Genomic DNA, 22,738 nt, shown 5'->3' on the forward strand with positions numbered 1-22,738 from the left:
TTCCCCCCTATTTGTTGTGTGGTGTCGGCACATAATCATGCCAGTCATAGTGGGGATCCGTGGAAGCCCGGCTGGTGGCAGCCAGCTCATCCATCGCCGTGGTTACCACCGGCACCGTGGACCCTTCCCCGTATTTGTAGAGACTGGCCACAATTTCGGGTTGTACGGGGAAATTGTGGTGAGGCGGCGGCGAGGCTGTAAACCACTCCGGCGTTTTGGCATTCCACGGATTCTCGCCCGCTTTTTCGCCATTAGCCCAGCAGTACCCAATGTAGATAATATTGGCTACAAACGAGGCCCCCAAGATAAAGGCAAAGATCGACACCTCAAAGTTCATCGGTTGGAGGTAGGCCGGATAGGCCGGCACCCAGCGGTTCATCCCGTGTAATCCTAAGAGGAAGAACTGGCTGAAGGTGAGGTTGAAGGCAAAGAAGGTGATAATCGCCAACGTCTTCCCCCAGGTCTCGTTGTACATGCGGCCCGAGAGTTTCGGCAACCAGTAATACATCGCCCCAAAGCCACTGAAGACCATCGATCCGATAATGGTGTAGTGGAAGTGCCCCACCACCCAGAAGGTGTCATGAAGCTGCAAGTTGACAATCGGGTCCGCCAAAAACACGCCCGTGAGGCCCCCGATCAGGAAATTGAACATGCTCATCAAGATCCAGATGACCGGGGTGGTCAGCCGAATTTTCGACTTCCACAGCGTGCCAATGGCCGCCATGTAGGCAAACCCGGTGGGAATGGAAATCATCTCCGTGAAGAAGGAGAACGGCAAGATCTCGCTATTGCGCAAGTTGGTGAACATGTGGTGCGCCCACACCAGCCCCGAGAGCATCATCACGAACACCAAGCCAATCACGGCCCATTGTCGGCCAAACAGCGATTTTTGCGCCATGACCGGAATAATTTCATTCCATAGGGCGAAGGCGGGGACGGCAATGATGTACACTTCAGGGTGGCCAAACAACCAGAAGAGCATCAGATAGGTTAAGGGACTCCCTGTTGCCGTAAAGAAGTTAAGCGGCACGATTTTATCTAACAGCCCCATCACGAAGGTCGTCTGAATTTCCGGGAACCAAATTAGCATCAGCAAATTGACACTCACCTGGCCCCACACAAAGAGGGGTAAGCGCCCCCAGGTCATCCCCGGAGCCCGGCGGAACATCACCGTCGCCACCAGGTTTAAAGCGACGATGAGGGACGAGGTGGTGAGCGCCAAAACCCCCAAGTAGTAGAAGATAATGCCATTGGCATCTTGTCCCGCTAAGGGCTCATAGCCGCGCCAGCCGGTCGACCATTCTCCCAAAATCGGGCTAAAGAGCACGGTCAAGATCCCGGCGGGGACCAACCACACGCCAATGCCTGAGAGTTTCGATAGGACCGTTTCACGGGCCCCAATCATGAGGGGCACAAAATAGTTACCTAAGCCCCCAATCATGAACACGGTGGCGAAGGAAAACATCATCAAGGTGCCGTGAATCCCCACCGCCGTCAGGTAATTGCTGGGATAATGAAAAATCGTCAGGTACGGGGTCATCAGCTCATAGCGCATGAGCATCGCAATGGCTCCCGCGATCAGGAACCCCCCCATGGCGAACATCATATACTGGATGCCGATGACCTTGTGGTCGGTGGCAATTTCCCAGTAGCGCCGCCAGCCTTTTTCTTTTTCCACCCAGCGGGTTTCAAAGCCCATAAGCGGCAATAAGACGGCGTCATAGACGCCGATGCCTAAGAGCCATCCTATCACGGCCCCAACCCACCCCAACGTCACCGAGGGACCCGTCACAAAGGGATGCCCCCGAAACGGATCGACGGCAATCACAAACGTGTTGACCAAGAGAAATCCAATAGCGGCCCATAAAAATCCCCGCAGCACCGGAGGCATCATGGCCTTCTTCGGGTGCTGGAGCGGTTTGTGTTCGGGCGTCATTACAGCTTGTGCCACGATTATCCCTCCTTCAAAATCTCCCTCATCGTCGTCGGTCGTTCAAGGCGGCGTTATCCCGCCCCATTGGCTAACGATTTTTCGTATTGAATCCACTGCGCGAATTGCGCTTGCGACACCACTTTCAAGGGCGCTTCCATCCACGGATGACCCGGTCCACACACTTCAGCACATTGCACCCGCACCATCGGATTCACGCTGAAGGACGTAATCTTGGTCGGGGTCAGGTACTCATAACGGGTTTCCCCGGGAATCACATCCTCTTTAATGCCAAAGGCCGGAATCCAGAAACTGTGAATCACATCGGCATATTGGTCGTAGGTGTGATAGGGGTCATACGAGCGCAAGACAAATTCCACGGGCTTGTTGACCGGCAGTTCCAACAGGTCTTGCCCGTTGGCATTGACCGTCTGCGTCAGCCCATATTGCGGATAGCTAAAGATCCATTCCCACTGCCGGGCGGTGACATCGACAATCAAGTCGTGGGTGTTGGCTGCAGGTTCATCCAAGGCAAACATCTGCTCCATCGCGGAGGTCGTGGGATGGAGGAAAAAGAGCAAGTTGATGACAATACTGCCCCCGACCCACATCACCACAAACGCTTTGTTGTCCACCGCGAACCGGCGGTTCGCGGGCGGCATTTCCCCCCGCTTGGTGTGAAAACGCACCATGGTAAAAAGCAAGAACAAGACGACAAAGACAAAAATCGGGGTGAGGACCACCAAGATGAAATTAAACGCCTGCAGCGCCAATTCCCCTTGGTTGGAGACAATATAATACATCGGGTTGTGATGAATCAGGACCCGGTCCCCAATCTCTCCCAACACACTAAAGACGACCCATAAAATCGTAAATAAGACATTCTCTCCCATGATGGGCGTGCTCCTTTCTCAGCCTCAGGCCGGCAAAATCATGACTTTCCCGCGCATACCCGTACGGTAGTGAATGTACTGTTGGACAAAGCAACCATAATCCCAAATCCCGGGTTTATTGGGCACGGTAAAGGAAATATGGATGCTGCCGCCGGGTTTCAACGTCGGGCTAAAGTCGCCGCCCGTTTGGATGTTAAAGAGCGCCTTAGGCCCGTCATAGGTCACAATCGCTTTGTTGGGCACAAAGTTATCGATGTTATAGGGATCACTCAAGGTCACATGGACCCCATCCCAAAAGTCGACGGCCCAGGCGTCCGCCGAGAGATTGCCAAAGGCTTGGAAATAGGCCTCATTCACATGGCGGCCCATGGTCCATTCATGCCAGTGGGTGTGACTTTGATTTTGGAAGATAATGTCCATCTGGTCGCCAACGCGCCAGGTCATGTAATTGGGGATGTAATAGTAGTCGTACGCGTAGAGGTGGACCGTCCCGGAACTCACCGGCGATCCAAAGAGACCGCGCGCGGCATCCACGAGCGCTTGGCGCCCAAAGAGGGTCACTGCGCCCGCCACCCCTAAGGCGGCACTGCCGACGAGGAACTGGCGGCGACTCCATTGTTGCTCTTCAGGAATTTCCGGTTCAACCGGGGGCTCATTTGGTAATTTGTTCACCCAAGTTCCTCCTTCCAATCTTCATCTTTACTGTGTTCAGGATTGAAATGATGGCACTCCGGACGGCACCACTTTCACGATGTCCCACAAATCGCTCGTAGGCGTATTGTCCGGATCGCCATTAAGCATATCGCCTAAAATAAACGTCCCGACCTTCGATGCGGTAAACGTGTAAGATTGGCTTTGTCCCGGTAATAACCCTGCCGTCGGCGAAGTAACCACTTGAGCATACGGTTCGCCTGCGCCCGGAAAGGCTAAGTGATGATGATCATAGATACCTATTGACTCCGGTATCGGGCCATTGTTCACAAAGTTCATAGTAACGTGATAGTCGACAGGAATTGTGATGAGTAGATGTCCCTGTGTAAACCCATCAAACACATTCGCCTGCTTGGCACTCGAGTAGGTGCTTTCAATCTTTAAATCGACCGTCTTGGTTGCCGGATGGACAATCATCCACTGCGAGGCATTGATGCTTTGCGTACCGCAACCAGCCAAAGCCAATCCAAGCATACCCAAAGCTGTCAGCCCAGCCCATTTACTTTTCACCAAACACCATCCTCTCCCTCCACATAATCAACCCACATATGTGACGGGCATGATCATCCACGTGCATTGCTATTTTGTTTCCGAGGCATCATTAACTTCCGATATATGAGCATGGGAGTACTTAACCACTTGTACGGGATCTAGCGTTATCAGACCTGCGTCTACCATTTCATCAAGAACGGGGAGGAACTTATCAATATCTTCTTTCGTATCAACAATTTCTACGACAACGGGCAAATCATCCGATAAATCCAAGATATTAGCTGTATGGATACGAGAGTTAGGCCCATATCCTTCCAGAGCTCGAATCACAGTCGTACCTGCTAATCCATTTTCTCTAGCCTTCAAAACAATCTGGTGATATAGCGGCTTGTGATGCCAATGTACATCTTCTCCGATCATAATGCGAAGTCGAATTCCATCACCTACTAAGGGTTTATGTGTGTGATGCATCGTCGATCAACACCCTTCAAAAACTCATTGCAGTTCTACCAAAAGATCGTCATGAGGAAGTCTTCTTAAGCATAAGGATTTATTTAAGGTAGCAGCATAAAAAAACAAAACCTCCTTAGAAAAGGCAGGTGTCATTAGCTTGATATCAAGCGGTTGGGTAGCGGTCAACACCATGACCATATTAAAGTTACAAATCGAATTGTACTTCACAATATCATTACTTGACAACATGTTATGGAATTTTTTTGCGAATAGCACAAAATACCCGTTATCGTTTCAACATAAAGAGTCCCGGTGACGATTTTACTAGGTTATGGTGCCAAAAACGATTTATGGGTAAATTTCATCTCCCAATTTGCATCTGTAAGTTTGGGTTTGGGTGAGAGGTCTCAGGCAGAAATAATTCGGACCTAAAGCATAAGACATGATATTTTATTGTAGTTCTTTGCAACAATGTATGAGGTATGAGGCACGATGTATGTATATAATGTTACTCACCATACGTTTGGCTCAAATATCCATTCATGAGGAAGTGTTTCTAAAAGAGGACTGGCTGAGTGTACAGGCGTATCCGTTTCCGCGTCAATTAAGGCTGGCGGTATGTCATTTAGGGGCAGGGAATATTCACGCCAGCACAAATCGGGTGATGTGGGGTATTTTCGCAATGTCGGAATTATTTGCGATGTTTGGCAACAGTCATATCAGATGGTTGAGAAGCAGGGCAGGAGGCGCAATCCAAATACAACGCGAGAGCCTCAACAATTAATGATTCTTCATCTGTTCGCAAGTCTTGAGCACAGGTAGCAAGTTTATTAGCCAATTCATTAGTTATCGGAATATTCAATCTATAAGTTAAAGGGATAATCACGCCTTGACCACCTCCCTGTTGTCTTACAGGATTCATATGAAAAATGTAGAACCCTTACGAATTATGGACCATATCACACCAGAAGTATAGTCCAGATAAAAAATTTCTCGACAAAATATGCCTGTATTCGGCCATCTTTTGGGCATTTGCACGGTTTCCCGAGCCATTAAAGACTTGGCCCCCGAGGATATGAGGGCCAATCTTTAACGTGTTGGCTCAAAAAGCTCGCCGAACCGCAAGCCACAACGGTAAAAGGAAAGACGGAAAGCACGGGAAACCACGGAGTGGTTTTCACCAGTAAGGGAAATATTGCAAAGGCGATGCCGGGAGGAAAAAATAAACCTAAAGGGGGTAATATCAGAAAAACAATTATCCCTGCCAAGGCAGCAATTAAGGGACCATGAAACCATAGTCCCAATAAACTCCCCACAGCTGCACTTAAAGTACCTCCAAGAATGATTGGCCCCGGTTGCGACACCGTTTGCTGTGGCAAAGCCACGATGAGGGTTAACGTGGCTCCGAATGGTGGCACCAAAAATGCGGTCAAATGCCATGGCTGTTGATCAATCAAGGCAAACAAACCCAGAATCACACCAAACCACACATACGTTTGCCATGGCAACCGAAACGGATAACGCTGCAAAAATGGTTGTCTCATAAATCCTTGGCCTCACATCGTAATTTCCTCACACGTCATAAGACTCTCAATGATAATTCGTGACTTCAGAATTACCGCTGCTTATTTTTTAATGTCGTACTATGGGGCAATCCCGACACGCCAGGATGTAGATAGGAGCGAATTTGCGCCACAGCAATGCCCACTTCACCAAATCCCGTCGCAATCAATTTCACCTTACCCGGGTAGTAAACCGCATCGCCAACTGCCCAAATCCCAGGTCGACTGGTTAGCATAGAATCCAATGACACTTTAATTGTTGAACCCTTCAATTCAATTCCCCATGTCTTCACAGGGCCTAAATCCGGATGAAATCCTAATCCACCAATAATGGCGTCCACAGCTAATTCACTGGGACCCTGTTCGTGATGCTTAACACGAACCCCGGTGACTTGATGGCGGCCATAGATTTCTTCGACTTCGGCTGGCGTAATGATCGAAATGTTCGGGGCTTCATGCATTTGCCGAACACTGTCTTCTTGCGCTCGAAACTCATTTCGACGGTGGACAATGCTAACTTTATGAGCCTTCTTGGACACGGCCAGCGCCCAATCAACGGCGGTATCTCCTCCTCCCACGACCAAAACGTGTTGACCAGCAAACGTATCTAATGGTGGAACAAAGTAGTGAAGTCCCTTTCCTTCAAAAATTTCAGCCCCTTGGGCAGGTAATCTGCGGGGAGTAAATGAGCCAATACCAACCGCTAATAAAATCGCGCGCGAATAATGCACGCCCCGTGTGGTATGCAAAAGAAAGTTTCCATCATCCAAACTTTCCACAGCCTCTACCGATTCCTTTAAGACCACTTCGGGATGCATACGCTCCATTTGAGCTACTAAGTTTAACGCCAAATCCTTGGCTGCGATTTCAGGAAAACCTGCCACGTCATAAACAGGTTTTTCAGGATAGAGGGCATATAATTGTCCACCCAATTCAGGCAAACTTTCAATAATTTTGACTTTCATCCCATGCAAACTCGCCAAGGTGGCGCCAAATAATCCCACGGGCCCTCCGCCGACGATTGTTACATCATATAATTCCGTATGAACCGCCTCCAATCATATTTCTTGCGCTAGCCCGCGTTGATATCCATCGAATTCATCGGATCATGGTCGTTATGGCCAGGTATAGGCTTACGACAATGGCTATCTTCATTTAGCCGACTATATCTGACTATACCAAGGAGAGAATCAATTTGACACTTTAGTTTTTTAATGTAGCGGATTGCCCCCAGATTGGCAAGGGGATGATTTTTGTCTATTGGCCGCATCCATCCCTTTCGTAAAAGGAACCCTCTCGTAAAGATGATCAACCAATAGATATTTGTCTCTCAAACTAAATCGGTCAAAGTGGCCCCTGAAATCGCCCCAAGAATACTGACTTTAATGACGCACTACAACCCCCAAGACAAAACCCATTCGCCGGTTATTTATTTTCACCGGGGAAAGGGCTCTGGAACCCTCAGGTTAATAAATTGGAAAAATCAGGAAAGAGAACTGGTGGATTTAAATCCGTAACGTCGCAATTATTTTTTTGGGATTCAATAGCAAATCAAGGGCAACATAAATATTCGGTACAAAAATATCCGCCACTTGAAGTACTTTGGCGGCTGTTCCCTCTGGGCCACCTGTAACAATGGACAAATCAGCCCGAGTAAACATTTCATAATCATTCCAACCATTTCCTACGGCCACCACACCTCCTGCCAACTGTTCAACAAACCGTGCCTTGTCCTTGCCGGTTTTCACGATCTCTACCCGAACAGGCAATGCTTTAAGGGCATTATGAACCGAGCCGAAAGAATCCGCTGTTAAAATCACACACGGAAGCAAATTTGAAACACGAAACAGTAAGGGCCCTAAATCGGGTAACAAATCACCTCCATTGGCTAACGTGCCATTAAAATCAAAAACGGCATGGGCGAGCTGCAGTTCGCCTTGGCCGGGAATATCAATGGTATACATCAAGACATCCTCTCCTACTTTTTCATTAACGGCTAATGTCTATCACACCTATGTGTTCAAAGAATTCTCACATCAGTGGAATTCTGAGGTTCTCCTTTGTCTCTTGACACGCCATCAAGGCATCAGCCAAGGAGGGCGATAAAAATTGACCATGGGTTACCATAACCCGGCAATAGCGAGTTAGCCATGTATGCCACCACCGCTTACGCTGCCACTCCTTAGGAAAAAATGGTTTCCACCATCCTTTAATCTCAACCAGACCTTGATAATGCGCATAACACACCGAAAAACGTAAGGCTTGGCGAGCACGAGCCATTTGGACAAGATATCGACTAAATCGTAATATCAACGCCTTTTCGAACTCGCATGCGGAGCAAGACGCATACTCGCCGAGACGAACGGCAGCTAGAACGTGAGGACAATTGTGATTCATCGTGTCAGGCGATAAAGAATCTGCCCACTGGCATAAGTCCATAATATGCCGCGGACACAAAGTCCCGTCCTTCTTATTGCCATCATAAGCAGAAGATCTCATCATAACTTCTTGAAAATGGGTAGCTAATCCTCTTTGTTGACCCACACACATCATGCACTGGTCATCGTCTAAAGAACTTATAAACAAGTGATCCCACTGGGACGCCAAGATTGTTGGATAACGATCCCTTTTCCATAACAGTTTTCTCCAAATCCCTCTTGGCTTAAAAGCGATATTTCTTCTGGTCATTGTTCCTTCACTCGCTCTGAATCCCATCCAGCAAATGGTAAAGACGAATCCATGGCTTCGATGAGCAACAAACGATTATATTTCGCCACACGCTCTCCACGCTGGGGAGCCCCTGCCTTAATAAAGCGAACACCGTCTGCTATGGCCAAATCAACCATCATGGTGTCACACGTTTCTCCGGAACGATGAGAGACAATCGCGTCCCATCCAGCATCATGAGTCATGGCAATAACTTCACGAGTTTCCGTCAAAGTACCAATTTGATTTAATTTAATTAAAACCGCCGACGCTGCGCTTTCTTGAATACCTCGCATAACCCGTTCCTTGTTTGTGACAAAAATGTCATCGCCGACAATATTCACATGCTTAGGCATTTCACGCATCAACTCGGCCCAATCAGACCAGGCATCTTCCGATAACCCATCCTCTATCGAAATGAGCGGATAATCCCTGACCCAGGTTTCATACTGATCAATAAGTTCTTGAGCCGTCACCTCATGGCCATACCATGCATACCGTCCGTTCTGAAATAGTTCACTCGCTGCCACATCAATGCCGAGCGCAATATCCCTTAACGGACGATATCCAGCCCGTTCGATACTCAAGATGAGCAACTCGAAAACTTCGCGAGGATCCGCGAATTCCGGGGCAAATCCTCCCTCGTCACCCACCGTCGTCCGGTATCCTTGCTGATGCAATATCTCTTTCAATACTGTGTAAGTGTCAACCCCCATCGCCACTGCTTCTTGCATACTGTCAGCGCCCCCAGGGATAAGGAGAAATTCTTGAATTGGCATCTTCGTATCCGCGTGAACACCGCCGTTAATCACATTCATTTGGGGAATGGGAAGCCCAGGGGAGTAGTGAGAATTTAAATAGGCATAGGCAGGTAGGTTGCGATACGTAGCTGCCGCAGCACTCACGGCCAATGATACTCCTAAAATACTATTAGCTCCCCATCTGTGTTTGGAAGCGGTACCGTCGCCCCCGATTAACTGGTGATCAATATCGTCTTGTTGTTCTGGGTCTAACCCGAGAATAACAGGCCTAATCAAGTGATTCACGACGTGCACCGCTCGCATGACGTCTCCCCGTCGATACAGACCAGACTGATCCCGAATTTCTTGAGCTTCATACCGTCCCGTAGATGCCCCGTGAGGAACAGCTGCTCCACCTTTATGTCCGGTATCTAAGGTCACTTCGACAAAGAGGGTCGCATCAGCACGGGAATCTAAAATTTGGTACGCGTGAACATCGGCAATGGCTGCGTGAGGCATCCTCTTTCCTCCCTTGCGGATTATTTCTGGGAAGATGAAAAAATAACACCTTCCCCAGAGAAGGTGTTATTAGCGGCTACATCCGCATTTCGGCTCACGCCAGGGCCAACACCATGACCGATTATGATTAGTATTGTGCCACGGTCGACTTTGTGTGGTCAACGTCTAAATTCTTAAATGCATCACGAAGTATGATTCTTATGGCGTAGATTTTCTTGACAGCATCAACAACACTCCCTAAACTAAAATTAAATTATCAATGCAAACGGGCCATGGAGCTGGCCTTATTAAATGTCGTTCTCGCGGCTAATGGCTCCTGATTATTTCCAATCAGGGGTTTTTTTATTCCCTGATTCCGAAAGGGGAATTATCATGAGCGTAGAACGCCTCCAATCTGAGTCATGGATTCTGCCCATTACGTCTAGCGATTGGCTGGAAGAACACCAGCTATTCAATTTAACTCCACATTACTTTCGTAAACTCACCGCTCCGGAATTTACGATTGCGGTGGTCAACCGTCATAACCGGCTGATTGGTACCATTGGGTATCGGGAAGTTTTACAGGAACTTTTAGATACGGGATCGCAAGTGACGCAAAGTCTATGGCCCCCATTTACCTCGGTTGAAGAATCCGAGTGGTCATGGATGAAACGGATTCAAAACTTTACACCCATTCCGGCTGGACTCTTAATGCGTCCCGCTCCCCCTATATTGACCCCGCCGTGGGATTTGTGGCGCGCTGCAAGTCTATTGACCATGACCTCTCATGACGTGCTGTGGGCCGTTGATGAACGCAAAGTTCCGCAGGGTAAGATTACTATTGGGTCATTACAATATCATCCGGAATGGAATATGCTCACCTAAAGAAGCCATCACTCTTTGCCATCGCAGATCCTCTGTGGAAGCACTTTGCCACAGAGGATCTTAAAGAAGATAAGAGGGAAAAAACCATTTGTCTGGATTCTCATTACGACTTATTACGACTTAAGAATAAAGTGAATAGGTGACCATCAACTTCATTCATTGTTATAGGCTTAGCGGTTAAATCCATTCTAAATCGCTGACCGTTTGGTCCGTAACCACATTTCCCGTATGTTTGGGGGCCTTAGGTTCCAATAACAAAACTTGTACTTCCTGAGCTGCCACCGGCATATGATCGACACCATGGGGAATCACGACGAATTCCCCTTCTCGCACCGTCAGATCCTGGTCTCGCATTCGAATTTGTAAGGTCCCTTTAACAACCAAAAACATTTCATCTTCCTCTTCGTGACGGTGCCACACAAATTCTCCTTGGAGTTTAGCTAGCTTCACATACATATCATTGACTTCGCCCACAATCTTGGGATGCCAGGTTTCATGAAATAACCGAAATTTTTCCGACAAATTGACAGGAGATATCATAAAGGTCAACACCCTTTTCTGTTTAAAGTCTAGCTTGTTCGATGAGAACGTAGGACGAATATTCCCCAATGCACACCGAGAGTAAAAGGACAGCCAGCGCATTTAAGATTTTTCATCATGGATCCAAGGCTGATCATCCAATAATTTTCGAACATGACGGACAATCTCATCACGCAGTGTTCTCAGCCCATTCATGTGTGTTATGGGATCTACTGAGCTTGACACGTCAGGTCCCGGAATCGACCAGTGCACGTGATAAGGTCCAGGAGGAGGAATAGGACAAACAGCACGACTTGGATCACATAAGGTTACGACGACATCAAAATCTGCCATGTCATAAAGAGCCAAAGGCACAGGAGAATGCATCACAAAAGGTATTCCAATTTCTTCAAGAAGCTGTGACAATTCGACCCGTACTTGTTGGGCAGGATTGACTCCGGCACTAAATGCTTCGATATGTTGTCCACCGAACCAGTGGGCGGCAGCTTCGGCAATTTGACTGCGAAGCGCATTTTCTCCTCACACAAACAATATTTTCACGACTTGGGACATCTTGACCCACCCCTTTTGACTAAGCCAAGTTCATTATACAATAAGGATATAACAGTTTATGGATACCAATATCCAGATACATAGACGGCGGCATCAATAACAAGACCACAGCGTAATGTGAAACAGATTACAGTCATGACATCTAATCTTATCTACAATGAAATCCAGCCATTAAGCGGTTTTTAAAGTTCGCGATTTTCTAGCGTTATCTGTTCATCTCTAAAGCCGTATGCTTCGCAATTGATATCCCAAGAAGGGAGAACGTCCCTATGCCGTCTGTCGATATTTACACGCATCCCGGGTGTCCTGGGGTGAAGCTGCCGAAATATTTTTTAAACAACGAGGAATTCCTTATCAGATCTATAACATTGCCGACAATATCGTAGCCCAACAAAAAATGCAGCAATGGGGCTATAAAGAAACGCCCATCTTAGTGATTGGAGAGCAGATCCTTCGCGGATTTGATCCTGTCGCCTTAGAACAATGGTGGCGTCATAGCACATCGTGATAAATTCATCCCTTCACCGGTCTGCTGGCATCGTCGTTCCGGTGCTTATCAATTGCCAGTGGAAACAAAAGACGTATGTCTCACGGCATCCTTAAGCAACCTTAAAGCCATCTTAAGCCATCTTAAGCAGCAAGAAGGAGTGATTAACACGACCTCAAAAACCCTTTTCCCGGTCTCGTTTGAAACCATTACCCCAGACACCGTGCTCAAAGCCTATCATGACATTCGAGCGACAACGATGAACTTAACAATGCCGCTCGAAACCGAAGATTATGTCATTCAAAGTTGTCCTGAAGCAAGTCCGCCAAAATGGCATTTAGCCCATACGACCTGGTTTTTTGAGACATTCATTTTACAGCCATTCTGTGATACCTATCGTCCCGAACAAGATGCCTACCGCATGTTATTTAATTCCTATTATGAACAAGTCGGCCCTTACTTTCCAAGAGACCGTCGGGGAACATTATCTCGCCCCACTGTTCAGGACATCATACACTATCGGCAAAAAGTTGATGATCAAATCACGCAATGGATTCCTAGGTTATCTATGCCGCTTTTCAGCCGGATTGCTGAGCTTATTGGCTGGGGACTCCATCATGAACAACAGCATCAAGAACTTTTGATGATGGACATTTTGGCTAATTTTGCTGCAAATCCCCTTTTCCCCGCTTATCAGGATAACCCCTCAACCTGGGAGTCTTTAACCATCTCTCCTTGGCAATGGCTCGAAATTCCGGAAGGAATCACGTTTTTAGGTTACGAGGGAACAGGGTTTTCCTATGATAATGAAAAGCCTCGGCACAAAGTCTGGTTAACCCCCGCCCGCATTGCCAACCGTACTGTAACCAATCACGAATTTCTTGAATTCATTTTAGATGGCGGCTACCAAAATCCCACACTGTGGCTTTCGGATGGTTGGCATTGGTTATTGGACCATCATTGGCAACATCCCCGATATTGGCACCAAATCGACGGAGAATGGTTTGAATTCACCCTCTTGGGTCTTCTACCCTTACAACTCAATGCACCCGTCGTGCATCTCAGCTATTATGAAGCGGACGCTTTCGCTAGGTGGCGAGGGGGACGCTTACCCACCGAAGCCGAGTGGGAATGGGCAGCCACTCATCTGCCGATAACGGCCAGCAATTTTCTAGAATCCCAAATCTTTCATCCTGAACCGGTAATAGGCCCCCTAAATACGATGCTCGCCACCTTAGGCGGGGTATGGGAATGGACCCAAAGTCCTTACGCCCCATATCCAGGCTATCATGCTCCGAAGGGTGCTTTAGGTGAATACAACGGAAAATTCATGAACGGACAATATGTTCTGCGTGGTGGATGTGCCCTCACTCCTCAGTCACATATTCGCACCACCTACCGAAACTTTTTTTCTCCGGAATCCACATGGGCTTTTTCAGGATTACGATTGGCAGGAGATGTCCAATGAACCAAGAACGATCACGATATCATATTATTGACCGTCAACCTAAATCGGAAGATATTTTAACGGAAGTGTTAGATGGCCTGTCCCAACGTCCCAAGCGTTTGCCCCCAAAGTTATTTTACGACGCTCAAGGATCCTTGCTGTTCGAAGCAATTACCAAGCAGCCTGAATATTATCTCACCCGTGCTGAACAAGCGATCTTAGATCACATCCAAGAACCTTTACAGGCCCTGGTGCCTCATCCCGTTACCCTGATCGAACTGGGCAGCGGTAGCGGCGCCAAGACACGCCAGTTGCTTCGCCATTTGCCCCAAGCCACCACATATGTTGCCATTGATATATCGTTGGATGCGTTACACTCTGCCTTATCCGCATTGTCTCAGGAGTTTTTGCACCGTCAGTTCATTGGAGTCGCCGCAGATTATGGAGCAGCGTTCTCGTTGCCTCAAACTATCGACAAAAATCCCAAGCTTTTGGTCTATTTAGGATCAACGCTTGGCAATTTTGATCCTCCAGAGGCGCAAGAGTTTCTTGAACGGTGGGCCCAAAACCTATCCTCCTGTGATGCTTTATTGATTGGCATTGACTTAAAAAAGCAAGCCAGCATCCTGCATCATGCTTATAATGACGCGAAAGGGATTACGGCAGCGTTCAATCGCAATGTTCTGACTCGCATTAACCGCGAGTGCGGCGCCAACTTTCCCGTCAACCATTTTAGCCATCATGCCGAATACCAAGCTCAAAATGGACGGATTGCGATGTATTTGGTTAGTCATTATGCTCATCGAGTGAGCATTGCCGGGCATGAATTTGTCTTTGAGCAGGGTGAACGCATCCTCACCGAGTACTCCTATAAATACACCATTACCGAGTTTCAAACCTTGGCACGTCAAGCTGGGTGGATACCCCTTGCCGTCTGGACCGATCCACGTAATGCCTTTAGTCTTCATTATTTACGTCCCTTTCCGAAGGGAACAAAGGATGGAATCCATGAAAACGAAATTTGATTATTTGGCAGAAATTAATTTGTTAACAGAGCTGAGTGCAGAGGATATCGCGGCCATTGATGCTCTTGTCCCCATTATGTCCTACCCAGCGAACACCATTATTTACGAACCCGGAGATAAAATTCAACAAATCTTTTTCTTAAAACGTGGCAGGGTTCAACTATTTCAAGTCACCCCCGAAGGAAAGCAACTCACATTGACGGTTCTAGGGGATGGCAACATTTTTGGCGAAACGGACTTGTTTGCCACTGGAGCAGGGAGTTGTTATGCCAAAACAGTGGCTCCAACGCTGGTTTGTAAGATGGGGAAAGCCGATTTAGCGCGGTTTATGGAGCAACGTCCCCGGATTGCGTTGAAACTCGTTGAAATTCTCTCCCAAGAGATCCGGAAATTGCAAGCACTAACGACGATGTTATTGCTTGAAGATGTCAAAACGCGCATTGGATATCTGCTTCTGACTCTCTCCGATCAATTTGGCCAAGAAGAGGACCATGGGTGGGTACGGATCGACTTAAAGCTCACCCACCAGGAAGTCGCCCATTTAATCGGAGCCACCCGCGAATCCGTCAGTCTCGTTCTTAGCGAATTTCCCGCTGATACCGTGCAAACAGAACGGGGGGTAATTCGTGTGCAACCCAAACGATTAGAGAATCTGTTAGATGACTAAACAATCTCAACTTCATGAGTACCCTTCCCCAGTGTCCGGGGGAAGGGTGCCTGAATCTTCATTCCGCCCGTGAACAGCTCCTCGTCATATGACAAAGGCGACAGGCATTACCCTATCCTGTCGCGTTAATGTTCACGTGCTAGGTTATAAACCGTGATCTTAGCGAATGACAAGCCAGCGATTACTGGCTACATGGGGCAATAAGCGAAGGATTTTTCCCGATGAAAGTTCCACAACCGCGGTTTCCTTTAAATTTTCCACCGTTACCACAGCGGTTTTTCCCCCAGGTAACACGGCTAGACCACTTAACTGGTTGAGTCCTTGAAGGTTGACACGCACAGGAACCTCGCCTAAGTAGGTGTCATTGAGCGCAGAGAATTTCAAAATGTGACCAGAGAATCCCGCCGCATAGACATACTGTTGTCCCGGAGATACTGCCAGTTGCATAAATCCTGCATTCGCCCCGGGGATATCTGAATAACTGAATGAAGGATCGACTTCCGGGGTTGGAATCCGCGTGATAGTTCCCGTGCGGGGATTTAACACAGTCATAACCCCGGTTTTGATGTCCGCTGAAAAAATCTGGCCATGTGCCCATACCAGGTCTCCAGACCGCGGTACCGAAAAATGACGGATAATGCGTCCGGATGGCAACGCAATTTCCGTAATAGTCGAGTCCATATTGCCCCCAACAAAAGCATCATGGCCATTCGGCGACACAATGATAGCGTTGCCACCCACAGGGTCGACAAAACGCTGAGAATAGCCTGCTCGGGTCGAATATGCCGCAATCTGAGTAGAAGACAGCTCGAGCACCGTCTGATGATTAGGAGTCACCCGGGCAAGACGACCTCCCGGCAGAGACGAAAACGTGGCTATAGGTTTCAAGGTTCCGGGCTTCATTACCACCGTAGTTCCCGCTTCTGTCGGAATGAAAATTTCATGGCGGGGAATATCATACCCTACATAAAAGCTGTTGCCTTCAAGGGTGCCAGACGGCGCAAAAGACCCGATTCGCGCGGTACTTTGTCCTACAGCCCAATCCACAATGGTTCCCGGGCCCGGTCCCGAAGGTGGTCCCGAAAACGCCCCGACCACTTGTACACCGTGACCAAGAGGTACATGTGCATTAAACGAAAACCCTGTAGTCATCGAAGCCGCCAAGATTAAGGCACCCATACTGGCTTTTATCATCATTGTTAACATCCTCTCCTCATTTGCATACTCGTTGATTGTGGGCTACACAGCATAAACCACACAGTGTCGCGAAAAATTCATGGACGTTCTCTATCGCTGTTTGACGGGTGTTTTGTGGGAGGGACGATGTCCCGCTTAGAATCTACATGGCCTGGGGACCTCGCCTGATCGCGTCTGAGATATGAACCACTGGGCAGTCCCATCGCTACGACAATCGCTACAAAACCCAACACAAACCAAAGCCACATCATGTGCACTTCGTAATAGATTAGAAGAATCCCACCGAGCCCATATAACCCCCGTGCTTCCCACCTGCCGTTAATCCACAGGTGTTTGGCGCCGAGGCCATATGCCACAAGAGCAGCGGCCAAAAGCCCGTCATGAATAACCCCGGCACCCGAACCAAATAAAGTAAGAAATTGGTGCAGCATAGAACCTCCCATTGACTCTCGAAATGCTCATAACCATGGCCATGATCTCCCTTAGCTTGTAAGAGATCCGAATTTTTGTGGGACGAAGGGAGAGCCCTACAGCACTCTCCCCCGTTGGACTTCTCACATTATTGAGCTAGCTCATGTCGACCTCGCCTGGCCACAACAGACGATGAATTCAATAAGAAGGCCGCACTGACGACACCAAACATCATATGTGCAATAGCAAAAGCCCAGGGTGGCATGTGCGAAGCCATCAGCGGATCGATCAGGGGTAACACCGCGAACTGGTTAATGACCCAAATGACAAGTCCGTATACCATTCCCCACACTAGTCGCCCCATTCCTCTGGGAATAGCCAAAAACCTAAAGAGAATCGCTAATATCACACCCAAGACCATTCCCATCATCATGTGGGTCATGATTCCCACAATGATGATCCCGATAGACAGATGCATCGCTGAAGCCCCGAACCATACCGCGGCAATGAGTTGAACAGGTGCCCACAACCCCATACCACTGAGCGCCGAGACCATCATGGCCCACATCGCCATAACCATAGCCCCCACGATTCCTCCCAGTATGCCGCGTCCCCACGCAACGTCATGTGAATTTGTCATGCTTTCCACCTCCTAAGGGGACGATATCATCCCCTCGAGAAATGTTCTGCAAGCTATCTCACACTCCAAACGTCGTGGGAACACATTTATGGGAGTTTCCAGCAAACGACAATGTCTATGCGCCATGCAAGTCCATGACCATTATACACTACATCATGTCGTATAAGAAAGGCAAACTGCGCTGTGTCAGTTTGCCTATGCCTGAATTTTTTCCGAAAAGCAGGATATATCATCGTATGACGATCTTACGCGTGATGGACACGGCTTGCGGACAAAGCCCCCCACATGGACACGGCATAGGGTACGCAATATGTCAACCCGGTTTTCACAAACAATTCTGTCGTCCAAGGGCCTGTCCAATATGTACTCCCATGATTGATCAGGGCGAGAATCGTGCCCACAACCAGTGCCGTCTTGACTCCATTACGAACCCATGGCCGATAAAGCGCGGCATCCCGGCCACAAAGCCACACAACCTGGGAATCTTTAACGGTTCTGTAGCGCACAATGGGACGGCCACAGGTGTGACAAACTAAATGCGGTTCCTCTTTCTCGGTTTTCATCATTCTTCACCTCACTTACGTGTGACGCTTTACCTTCTTTGTCTTCTTTGTCTTTTTTGTCTTCTTTGTCTGTCGGGAAGAGACAATGGAACAAGAGAGAGGTGATGAAATCCTACGCGGTTTTACGTGGCCTGAGGCCATCCCCGGCATCCTCTAAGCGGTCCACTTTGGGAAGAAGACTGTGCTTGTTCCACATGTAATATCGCTGTGATCACGCCTAAATGGGTAAATGCCTGGGGAAAGTTTCCCCAAAACCGCTGAGTGAGAGGGTCATATTCTTCAGCAAATAATCCGTGTGGAGCAATGGACAAAAACCGCTCTAAAAGCTTTTTGGCCTCTTCAATTTGGCCGGCCAATGCCATTGTCCCTATTAACCACGTACTACAAAGCAAAAAAGCATGCTCAGAGCCGACAATTCCGTCGTCCATGGCACGATAACGGTATAAGAAAAGGCCATCGTTGTCCCCAGGCACGCAAAGATACTTCCTTATCGCTGATATAGTCGATACCATCCGCGGGTCGTGGGCAGAAACAATACCTAACTGTGGTAATAAGAGAACACTCGCATCAAATGTGTCTTTATTGAAGGTCTGCATAAAACTCTGTGTGCCCAAACTGTAACCTTCTTGAAGCACTGTCTCGCGAATCTCGGTAGCGATGCGCTGCCAGCGGTCCAAAGGAGCCACAAGTTGCCACTTCTTCGCTATTTTTTGGGCACGATCAAGAGCCACCCAACACTGCGCCTTGCTATAAAGAAAGTGTTGGGGTTCCCCACGTGTTTCCCAAATACCTTCATCGGGCTCGGTCCAATGCAACGCCGCTTCTTCCGCGAGTTCCGTAAAAAAGGGCCATAAATCGGACAAATCTGTATCGTCATATTGAAAGTGTTGCCAGGCGGCATCCAGCACTTCTCCATACACGTCAAATTGCCTCTGAGTGGCTGCCTGGTTTCCAATGCGAACAGGGTGCGCGTCTTCATATCCACGCCATGCGGGATGCTCCCATTCGTGGACAAGACCCCCGGGCACCACTGGGTGCAATACGAGGCGATCGACCGCGCAACAGGTTAACATCCACCGGAAAAAAGCTTGCCCTTCATGGGGATGTCCTAGCCAGTGTAAGGCCATTAAGGTCATACTGGCATCTCGTAACCAGGAATACCGGTAATCCCAATTGCGCACACCTCCTGGGTCTTCTGGCAGCGATGTCGTAGGAGCTGCCACAATAGCTCCCGTGGGCGCATAAGTCAAAAGTTTCAATGTCAACGCTGAACGCTCGATGTATTCCGAATAATTCCCTTCATCCGGACACATTTGCATCCAATCTTGCCAAAATTTCACCGTATTGTTTAAATCAAGAAGCTGTTGCTCTAGCCACTCACCACTGTCATTGCCGGGGTCAAGACCTAAGCTAAAGCCCCCCGTAGTACCGGCGTCCAATATGAATTCACCATAGACATCGGTATCGATCGGATGCAAAGGAAAATCGGAGACCAAATGCCATACATGAGCGTTATGAGTCCAGGTGATATGAAAGGGTGAGGGTGCTGCTAATTGGGCTGTAACTAAGCCATATTCGGGACGGAGTTTAACTGATACCCGAATATGGGCACCCCCCCGTATAACGCGAATACGTCGGTTCAGCCGTGGCGATACAGAATCGTAAGACATCCAGTCCCGAATAATCCATGTTCCCTGACGTGTATTGACACGGGTTTCGATGACATTGGTATGCGGCCAATACCGCCGCCAGACCTCAGCCGGTTCGACAGCGGTTAATTCAAAGGCGCCTCCATCTTTGTCCAAAATCCTCCCAAACACACTGCCGCTATCAAATTGCGGCAAGCATAACCAATCAACGCTCCCATCAGGACCAATTAAAGCACTCGTGCGCATATCCCCAAGAGCCATGTACTGATTTATGGGCCAAAATCCGGTGCGAGGTTTTTCAAGTTTTTCATGAGTCCATGCCATACTTTAGGCGTCCTTTCATTGCTCCAACCCATTTCCTATCCGGCAAACTTCCTAATCATAGTGCCTGTTATCCTTCTGCTTTTAACATATCATAAAATCACAATGTCATAGTGTGATCTACCCTACATTGCATAGGTAAAATAATTGTGGCCACTTCCATGCCAAGCACGATAAGATGTTTGCCTGTTTCTCAACATGTTTCATTCCTGCTAACCCCTTCCAACCCATTTACATATTGTGATTTTATGATATATTTAGACCAATGGTGGTATAACCCATTCATGGTGATGTATGGTTGCGGCCCTACGAACACAGATTACCTAAAGAGATCGCAAGAAGCTGTGGGCCTTTTCATTTTCAAGGACCACAGTAGTCCGTAAAGAAGGCCTGTTGGAAAAAAGAAAGGTGAGATGATCATGTCAGGTTCCAAGAAAAAGTTATTTAGCATGGATATTGAAGGAATGACCTGTACGAGTTGTGAACACCACGTACAAGACGCTTTACAATCGGTAGGAGCCACGGATGTGCATGCTGATTACAAAAAAGGTTTGGCAACCTTTATCGCCCCCTTGGATTTCCCTGTTGACAAAGCCCAAGAAGCCGTAGCGCAGGCTGGATATCAACCCAAGGATGTCAAAATTCAAGATCCTAACGATTCCTCGGAAATGGTTCCCTACCACATGGATATTCAAGGCATGACTTGCACGGATTGCGAAGTGCACATTACCAAGGCCCTAACAAAAGCCGGAGCTTCTGATGTGTCAGCCAATTTCCGCCGCGGAGAAGCCACATTCTGGGCTCCCGAAACCTTATCGCTCGACACTTTGCGCCAAGCGGTTTCAGAGGCCGGATACAAGCCTAAGGAAGTACGCCCGTTATCCCGGACCGTTAATGCGGAAGTCACAGATATTAAACACAAAACGCGCGGTGACCAAGATTATGATCTGATTGTGATTGGTTCTGGTAGTGCCGCCTTCGGCGCCGCCATTGAAGCTCGCGGAGCCGGTTTTTCTGTGGCCATGATTGAGCGTGGAACCTTAGGCGGAACTTGTGTCAATATTGGTTGTGTCCCATCAAAAACCCTTCTTCGCGCCAGCGATTTGCATCACTGGGCGCAACAGAATCCCTTTCAGGGTCTTCACACGACGGCCAATCCCGCGGATCTGAAGACCTTAGTTGAACAGAAAGATGAACTGGTGCAGGAACTCCGTCAGAAAAAATATGCTGACTTGCTGCCTGAATACGAAATCGACCTGATCGAGGGCGAAGCGACATTTCTCGATGAACACCGTTTAGCCGTTGGGGATAGAGTTCTCACCGCAGGACGATACATTATTGCCACGGGTGCCAGACCCCGAATTCCTGATATTGCCGGGCTCGATAGCGTGCCCTATTTGACCAGTACCTCCGCTCTCAATTTGACGACACGCCCCAAACATCTCCTCGTTATCGGATCGGGTTATATTGCCTTGGAACTGGGCGAATTGTTCCGTCACTTTGGCTCCGAGGTAACATTGATGCAGCGCAGCCCGGCTTTGATGCCCGCTTATGATGCTGAAGTCCGGGACATCATTCAAGACGTCATGGTATCCGAAGGTATTACCGTTCTCACCGGCGTCCAATATGACCATGTTGAAAAACAAGGAGAAAGCATTGCTGTGCATCTGCACGTGAATGGGAAGGCTCACACCGTTATCGGAGACGCCTTGTTAGTCGCAGCTGGCCGAGTCCCTAATACCGAGGCGTTAAACTTACCCGCTGCCGGAGTGGAACAAGGTGCACATGGCGAACCCAAGACCGACGAGACGCTCCGGACCACAAATCCCGCGATATTTGCCGCTGGAGACGTCACGATGGGTCCCCAATTTGTTTATGTGGCGGCCTATGAAGGAAAAATCGCTGCGCAAAATGCTCTCGGTTTAAAACCCGCTGTCCAGACTTTGAAACTGGATGCAGTGCCCGCGGTCACCTTTACCCAACCGTCCATTGCTTCCGTCGGAATGACAGAAGACCAGGCTAAAAAGAAAGGGATCGCGGTAAAGTCAGCCGTCCTGCCATTAGAAGCCGTGACTCGCGCTTTAGCCAACCGTGATACGCGCGGGGTGTTCAAACTCGTTGCCGAGGAAGCTTCAGGCCGTATCGTGGGGGCCCAAGTCGTCTCGGAAAATGCAGGAGATGTTATATACGCTGCCACTTTAGCCGTTAAGTTTGGATTGACCATTGACGACCTCACCGACTCACTGGCTCCCTACTTAACGATGGCCGAAGGTCTCAAGCTCACCGCACTGACTTTTGACAAAGACGTGAGTAAACTATCCTGCTGCGCCGGCTAATTCACAAAGGGCCCAAGACTTTCGGGCCCTTTC

At 48.5% G+C, this 22,738-nt stretch carries 23 protein-coding genes, 1 pseudogene and 1 riboswitch; of the genes and pseudogenes, 6 read left to right on the forward strand and 18 right to left on the reverse strand.

The annotated features are described in order from the left end of the window. Positions 1 to 7 precede the first annotated feature (7 nt). The 11 genes from B8987_RS02260 to eno all read right to left on the reverse strand — a co-directional run bounded on the left by B8987_RS02260 (position 8) and on the right by eno (position 10,006). The gene (locus B8987_RS02260) at positions 8 to 1,951 is read right to left on the reverse strand and encodes a cytochrome c oxidase subunit I (RefSeq protein WP_020376323.1); all 1,944 of its coding nucleotides are present in this window, start codon (positions 1,949 to 1,951) and stop codon (positions 8 to 10) included. 53 nt (positions 1,952 to 2,004) lie between these two features. After that, positions 2,005 to 2,823 (reverse strand): cytochrome c oxidase subunit II, encoded by an 819-nt coding sequence (locus tag B8987_RS02265; protein WP_084660844.1) that lies wholly within the window; start codon positions 2,821 to 2,823, stop codon positions 2,005 to 2,007. Between the two features lie 24 nt (positions 2,824 to 2,847). Then, the gene (locus B8987_RS02270) at positions 2,848 to 3,495 is read right to left on the reverse strand and encodes a twin-arginine translocation signal domain-containing protein (protein ID WP_084660845.1); all 648 of its coding nucleotides are present in this window, start codon (positions 3,493 to 3,495) and stop codon (positions 2,848 to 2,850) included. A 36-nt stretch (positions 3,496 to 3,531) separates the two neighbouring features. Beyond that, complete coding sequence (locus B8987_RS02275) at positions 3,532 to 4,044, reverse strand: sulfocyanin-like copper-binding protein (RefSeq protein WP_020376327.1); 513 nt, start codon at positions 4,042 to 4,044, stop codon at positions 3,532 to 3,534. Between the two features lie 69 nt (positions 4,045 to 4,113). Next, positions 4,114 to 4,497, reverse strand: a complete 384-nt coding sequence (locus B8987_RS02280) for a DUF190 domain-containing protein (RefSeq protein ID WP_020376328.1) — start codon at positions 4,495 to 4,497, stop codon at positions 4,114 to 4,116. A 118-nt stretch (positions 4,498 to 4,615) separates the two neighbouring features. Continuing rightward, a riboswitch (Fluoride riboswitch) is annotated at positions 4,616 to 4,684 on the reverse strand. 486 nt (positions 4,685 to 5,170) lie between these two features. Next, entirely contained in the window at positions 5,171 to 5,365 is a 195-nt protein-coding gene (locus B8987_RS19305; RefSeq protein ID WP_028962861.1) for a hypothetical protein, read from the reverse strand. Between the two features lie 166 nt (positions 5,366 to 5,531). Then, positions 5,532 to 6,023, reverse strand: a complete 492-nt coding sequence (locus B8987_RS02290) for an HPP family protein (RefSeq protein WP_020376330.1) — start codon at positions 6,021 to 6,023, stop codon at positions 5,532 to 5,534. Positions 6,024 to 6,094: 71 nt separating this feature from the next. After that, positions 6,095 to 7,099, reverse strand: a complete 1,005-nt coding sequence (locus B8987_RS02295) for an NAD(P)/FAD-dependent oxidoreductase (protein WP_020376331.1) — start codon at positions 7,097 to 7,099, stop codon at positions 6,095 to 6,097. Between the two features lie 447 nt (positions 7,100 to 7,546). Next, positions 7,547 to 8,005 (reverse strand): HAD hydrolase family protein, encoded by a 459-nt coding sequence (locus B8987_RS02300; protein ID WP_020376332.1) that lies wholly within the window; start codon positions 8,003 to 8,005, stop codon positions 7,547 to 7,549. 67 nt (positions 8,006 to 8,072) lie between these two features. Then, positions 8,073 to 8,594 (reverse strand): hypothetical protein, encoded by a 522-nt coding sequence (locus B8987_RS02305; protein WP_020376333.1) that lies wholly within the window; start codon positions 8,592 to 8,594, stop codon positions 8,073 to 8,075. A 131-nt stretch (positions 8,595 to 8,725) separates the two neighbouring features. Next, positions 8,726 to 10,006, reverse strand: a complete 1,281-nt coding sequence (gene eno / locus B8987_RS02310) for a phosphopyruvate hydratase (protein WP_020376334.1) — start codon at positions 10,004 to 10,006, stop codon at positions 8,726 to 8,728. Positions 10,007 to 10,378: 372 nt separating this feature from the next. Here eno and B8987_RS02315 point away from each other — a divergent pair, with 372 nt between their 5' ends. After that, positions 10,379 to 10,870 carry a hypothetical protein gene (locus tag B8987_RS02315; protein WP_020376335.1) on the forward strand — a complete coding sequence of 164 codons (492 nt, stop codon included), beginning with the start codon at positions 10,379 to 10,381 and terminating at the stop codon, positions 10,868 to 10,870. 177 nt (positions 10,871 to 11,047) lie between these two features. Here B8987_RS02315 and B8987_RS02320 read toward each other — a convergent pair whose 3' ends face one another. After that, positions 11,048 to 11,410, reverse strand: coding sequence for a cupin domain-containing protein (locus B8987_RS02320; protein ID WP_020376336.1), 363 nt, complete (start codon positions 11,408 to 11,410; stop codon positions 11,048 to 11,050). A gap of 102 nt (positions 11,411 to 11,512) precedes the next feature. Continuing rightward, positions 11,513 to 11,914 (reverse strand): annotated as a pseudogene (locus B8987_RS02325) (arsenate reductase/protein-tyrosine-phosphatase family protein); the annotation flags it as partial. A 349-nt stretch (positions 11,915 to 12,263) separates the two neighbouring features. Between B8987_RS02325 and B8987_RS02330 the strand changes: the two are divergent. The 4 genes from B8987_RS02330 to B8987_RS02345 are packed head-to-tail and all read left to right on the forward strand — an operon-like array spanning position 12,264 to position 15,588. Then, a complete protein-coding gene (locus B8987_RS02330; protein WP_020376338.1) occupies positions 12,264 to 12,470 on the forward strand; it encodes a glutaredoxin family protein in 207 nt (68 codons plus the stop codon). A 58-nt stretch (positions 12,471 to 12,528) separates the two neighbouring features. Beyond that, positions 12,529 to 13,917 (forward strand): ergothioneine biosynthesis protein EgtB, encoded by a 1,389-nt coding sequence (egtB, locus tag B8987_RS02335; protein WP_242824018.1) that lies wholly within the window; start codon positions 12,529 to 12,531, stop codon positions 13,915 to 13,917. After that, a complete protein-coding gene (egtD, locus tag B8987_RS02340) occupies positions 13,914 to 14,921 on the forward strand; it encodes an L-histidine N(alpha)-methyltransferase (RefSeq protein ID WP_020376340.1) in 1,008 nt (335 codons plus the stop codon). The genes egtB and egtD overlap by 4 nt, the downstream gene beginning before the upstream one ends. Continuing rightward, on the forward strand, positions 14,905 to 15,588 hold the full coding sequence (locus B8987_RS02345; RefSeq protein WP_020376341.1) for a Crp/Fnr family transcriptional regulator: 684 nt from the start codon (positions 14,905 to 14,907) through the stop codon (positions 15,586 to 15,588). Before egtD ends, B8987_RS02345 begins: the two co-directional genes overlap by 17 nt. Positions 15,589 to 15,747: 159 nt before the next feature. Here the strand turns inward: B8987_RS02345 and B8987_RS02350 are convergent, their stop codons facing one another. The 5 genes from B8987_RS02350 to B8987_RS02370 all read right to left on the reverse strand — a co-directional run bounded on the left by B8987_RS02350 (position 15,748) and on the right by B8987_RS02370 (position 20,372). Further along, positions 15,748 to 16,785 carry a YncE family protein gene (locus B8987_RS02350; RefSeq protein ID WP_020376342.1) on the reverse strand — a complete coding sequence of 346 codons (1,038 nt, stop codon included), beginning with the start codon at positions 16,783 to 16,785 and terminating at the stop codon, positions 15,748 to 15,750. A 77-nt stretch (positions 16,786 to 16,862) separates the two neighbouring features. Further along, entirely contained in the window at positions 16,863 to 17,216 is a 354-nt protein-coding gene (locus B8987_RS02355; RefSeq protein ID WP_020376343.1) for a hypothetical protein, read from the reverse strand. Positions 17,217 to 17,344: 128 nt separating this feature from the next. Next, positions 17,345 to 17,836, reverse strand: a complete 492-nt coding sequence (locus B8987_RS02360) for a hypothetical protein (protein ID WP_020376344.1) — start codon at positions 17,834 to 17,836, stop codon at positions 17,345 to 17,347. 245 nt (positions 17,837 to 18,081) lie between these two features. Next, positions 18,082 to 18,402, reverse strand: a complete 321-nt coding sequence (gene nrtS, locus B8987_RS02365; RefSeq protein WP_020376345.1) for a nitrate/nitrite transporter NrtS — start codon at positions 18,400 to 18,402, stop codon at positions 18,082 to 18,084. A gap of 119 nt (positions 18,403 to 18,521) precedes the next feature. Next, complete coding sequence (locus B8987_RS02370) at positions 18,522 to 20,372, reverse strand: glycoside hydrolase family 15 protein (protein ID WP_084660846.1); 1,851 nt, start codon at positions 20,370 to 20,372, stop codon at positions 18,522 to 18,524. Positions 20,373 to 20,788: 416 nt separating this feature from the next. Here B8987_RS02370 and merA point away from each other — a divergent pair, with 416 nt between their 5' ends. After that, a complete protein-coding gene (merA, locus tag B8987_RS02375; RefSeq protein WP_020376348.1) occupies positions 20,789 to 22,705 on the forward strand; it encodes a mercury(II) reductase in 1,917 nt (638 codons plus the stop codon). The last annotated feature ends 33 nt before the right edge of the window (positions 22,706 to 22,738 follow it).

Origin of the sequence: Sulfobacillus thermosulfidooxidans DSM 9293 (assembly GCF_900176145.1) — a bacterium.
Classification (GTDB): domain Bacteria; phylum Bacillota; class Sulfobacillia; order Sulfobacillales; family Sulfobacillaceae; genus Sulfobacillus; species Sulfobacillus thermosulfidooxidans.

Bases quoted from the DNA above. Each gene is read 5' to 3' on its own strand.
- nrtS (WP_020376345.1), bottom strand. From the start codon at position 18,402: ATGATGAAAACCGAGAAAGAGGAACCGCATTTAGTTTGTCACACCTGT.
- B8987_RS02290 (WP_020376330.1), bottom strand. From the start codon at position 6,023: ATGAGACAACCATTTTTGCAGCGTTATCCGTTTCGGTTGCCATGGCAA.
- B8987_RS02300 (WP_020376332.1), bottom strand. From the start codon at position 8,005: ATGTATACCATTGATATTCCCGGCCAAGGCGAACTGCAGCTCGCCCAT.
- B8987_RS02315 (WP_020376335.1), top strand. From the start codon at position 10,379: ATGAGCGTAGAACGCCTCCAATCTGAGTCATGGATTCTGCCCATTACG.
- B8987_RS02350 (WP_020376342.1), bottom strand. From the start codon at position 16,785: ATGATGATAAAAGCCAGTATGGGTGCCTTAATCTTGGCGGCTTCGATG.
- merA (WP_020376348.1), top strand. From the start codon at position 20,789: ATGTCAGGTTCCAAGAAAAAGTTATTTAGCATGGATATTGAAGGAATG.
- B8987_RS02355 (WP_020376343.1), bottom strand. From the start codon at position 17,216: ATGCTGCACCAATTTCTTACTTTATTTGGTTCGGGTGCCGGGGTTATT.
- B8987_RS02360 (WP_020376344.1), bottom strand. From the start codon at position 17,836: ATGACAAATTCACATGACGTTGCGTGGGGACGCGGCATACTGGGAGGA.
- egtD (WP_020376340.1), top strand. From the start codon at position 13,914: ATGAACCAAGAACGATCACGATATCATATTATTGACCGTCAACCTAAA.
- B8987_RS02265 (WP_084660844.1), bottom strand. From the start codon at position 2,823: ATGGGAGAGAATGTCTTATTTACGATTTTATGGGTCGTCTTTAGTGTG.
- B8987_RS02345 (WP_020376341.1), top strand. From the start codon at position 14,905: ATGAAAACGAAATTTGATTATTTGGCAGAAATTAATTTGTTAACAGAG.
- B8987_RS02280 (WP_020376328.1), bottom strand. From the start codon at position 4,497: ATGCATCACACACATAAACCCTTAGTAGGTGATGGAATTCGACTTCGC.
- B8987_RS02370 (WP_084660846.1), bottom strand. From the start codon at position 20,372: ATGGCATGGACTCATGAAAAACTTGAAAAACCTCGCACCGGATTTTGG.
- B8987_RS02320 (WP_020376336.1), bottom strand. From the start codon at position 11,410: ATGATATCTCCTGTCAATTTGTCGGAAAAATTTCGGTTATTTCATGAA.
- B8987_RS02305 (WP_020376333.1), bottom strand. From the start codon at position 8,594: ATGATGTGTGTGGGTCAACAAAGAGGATTAGCTACCCATTTTCAAGAA.
- eno (WP_020376334.1), bottom strand. From the start codon at position 10,006: ATGCCTCACGCAGCCATTGCCGATGTTCACGCGTACCAAATTTTAGAT.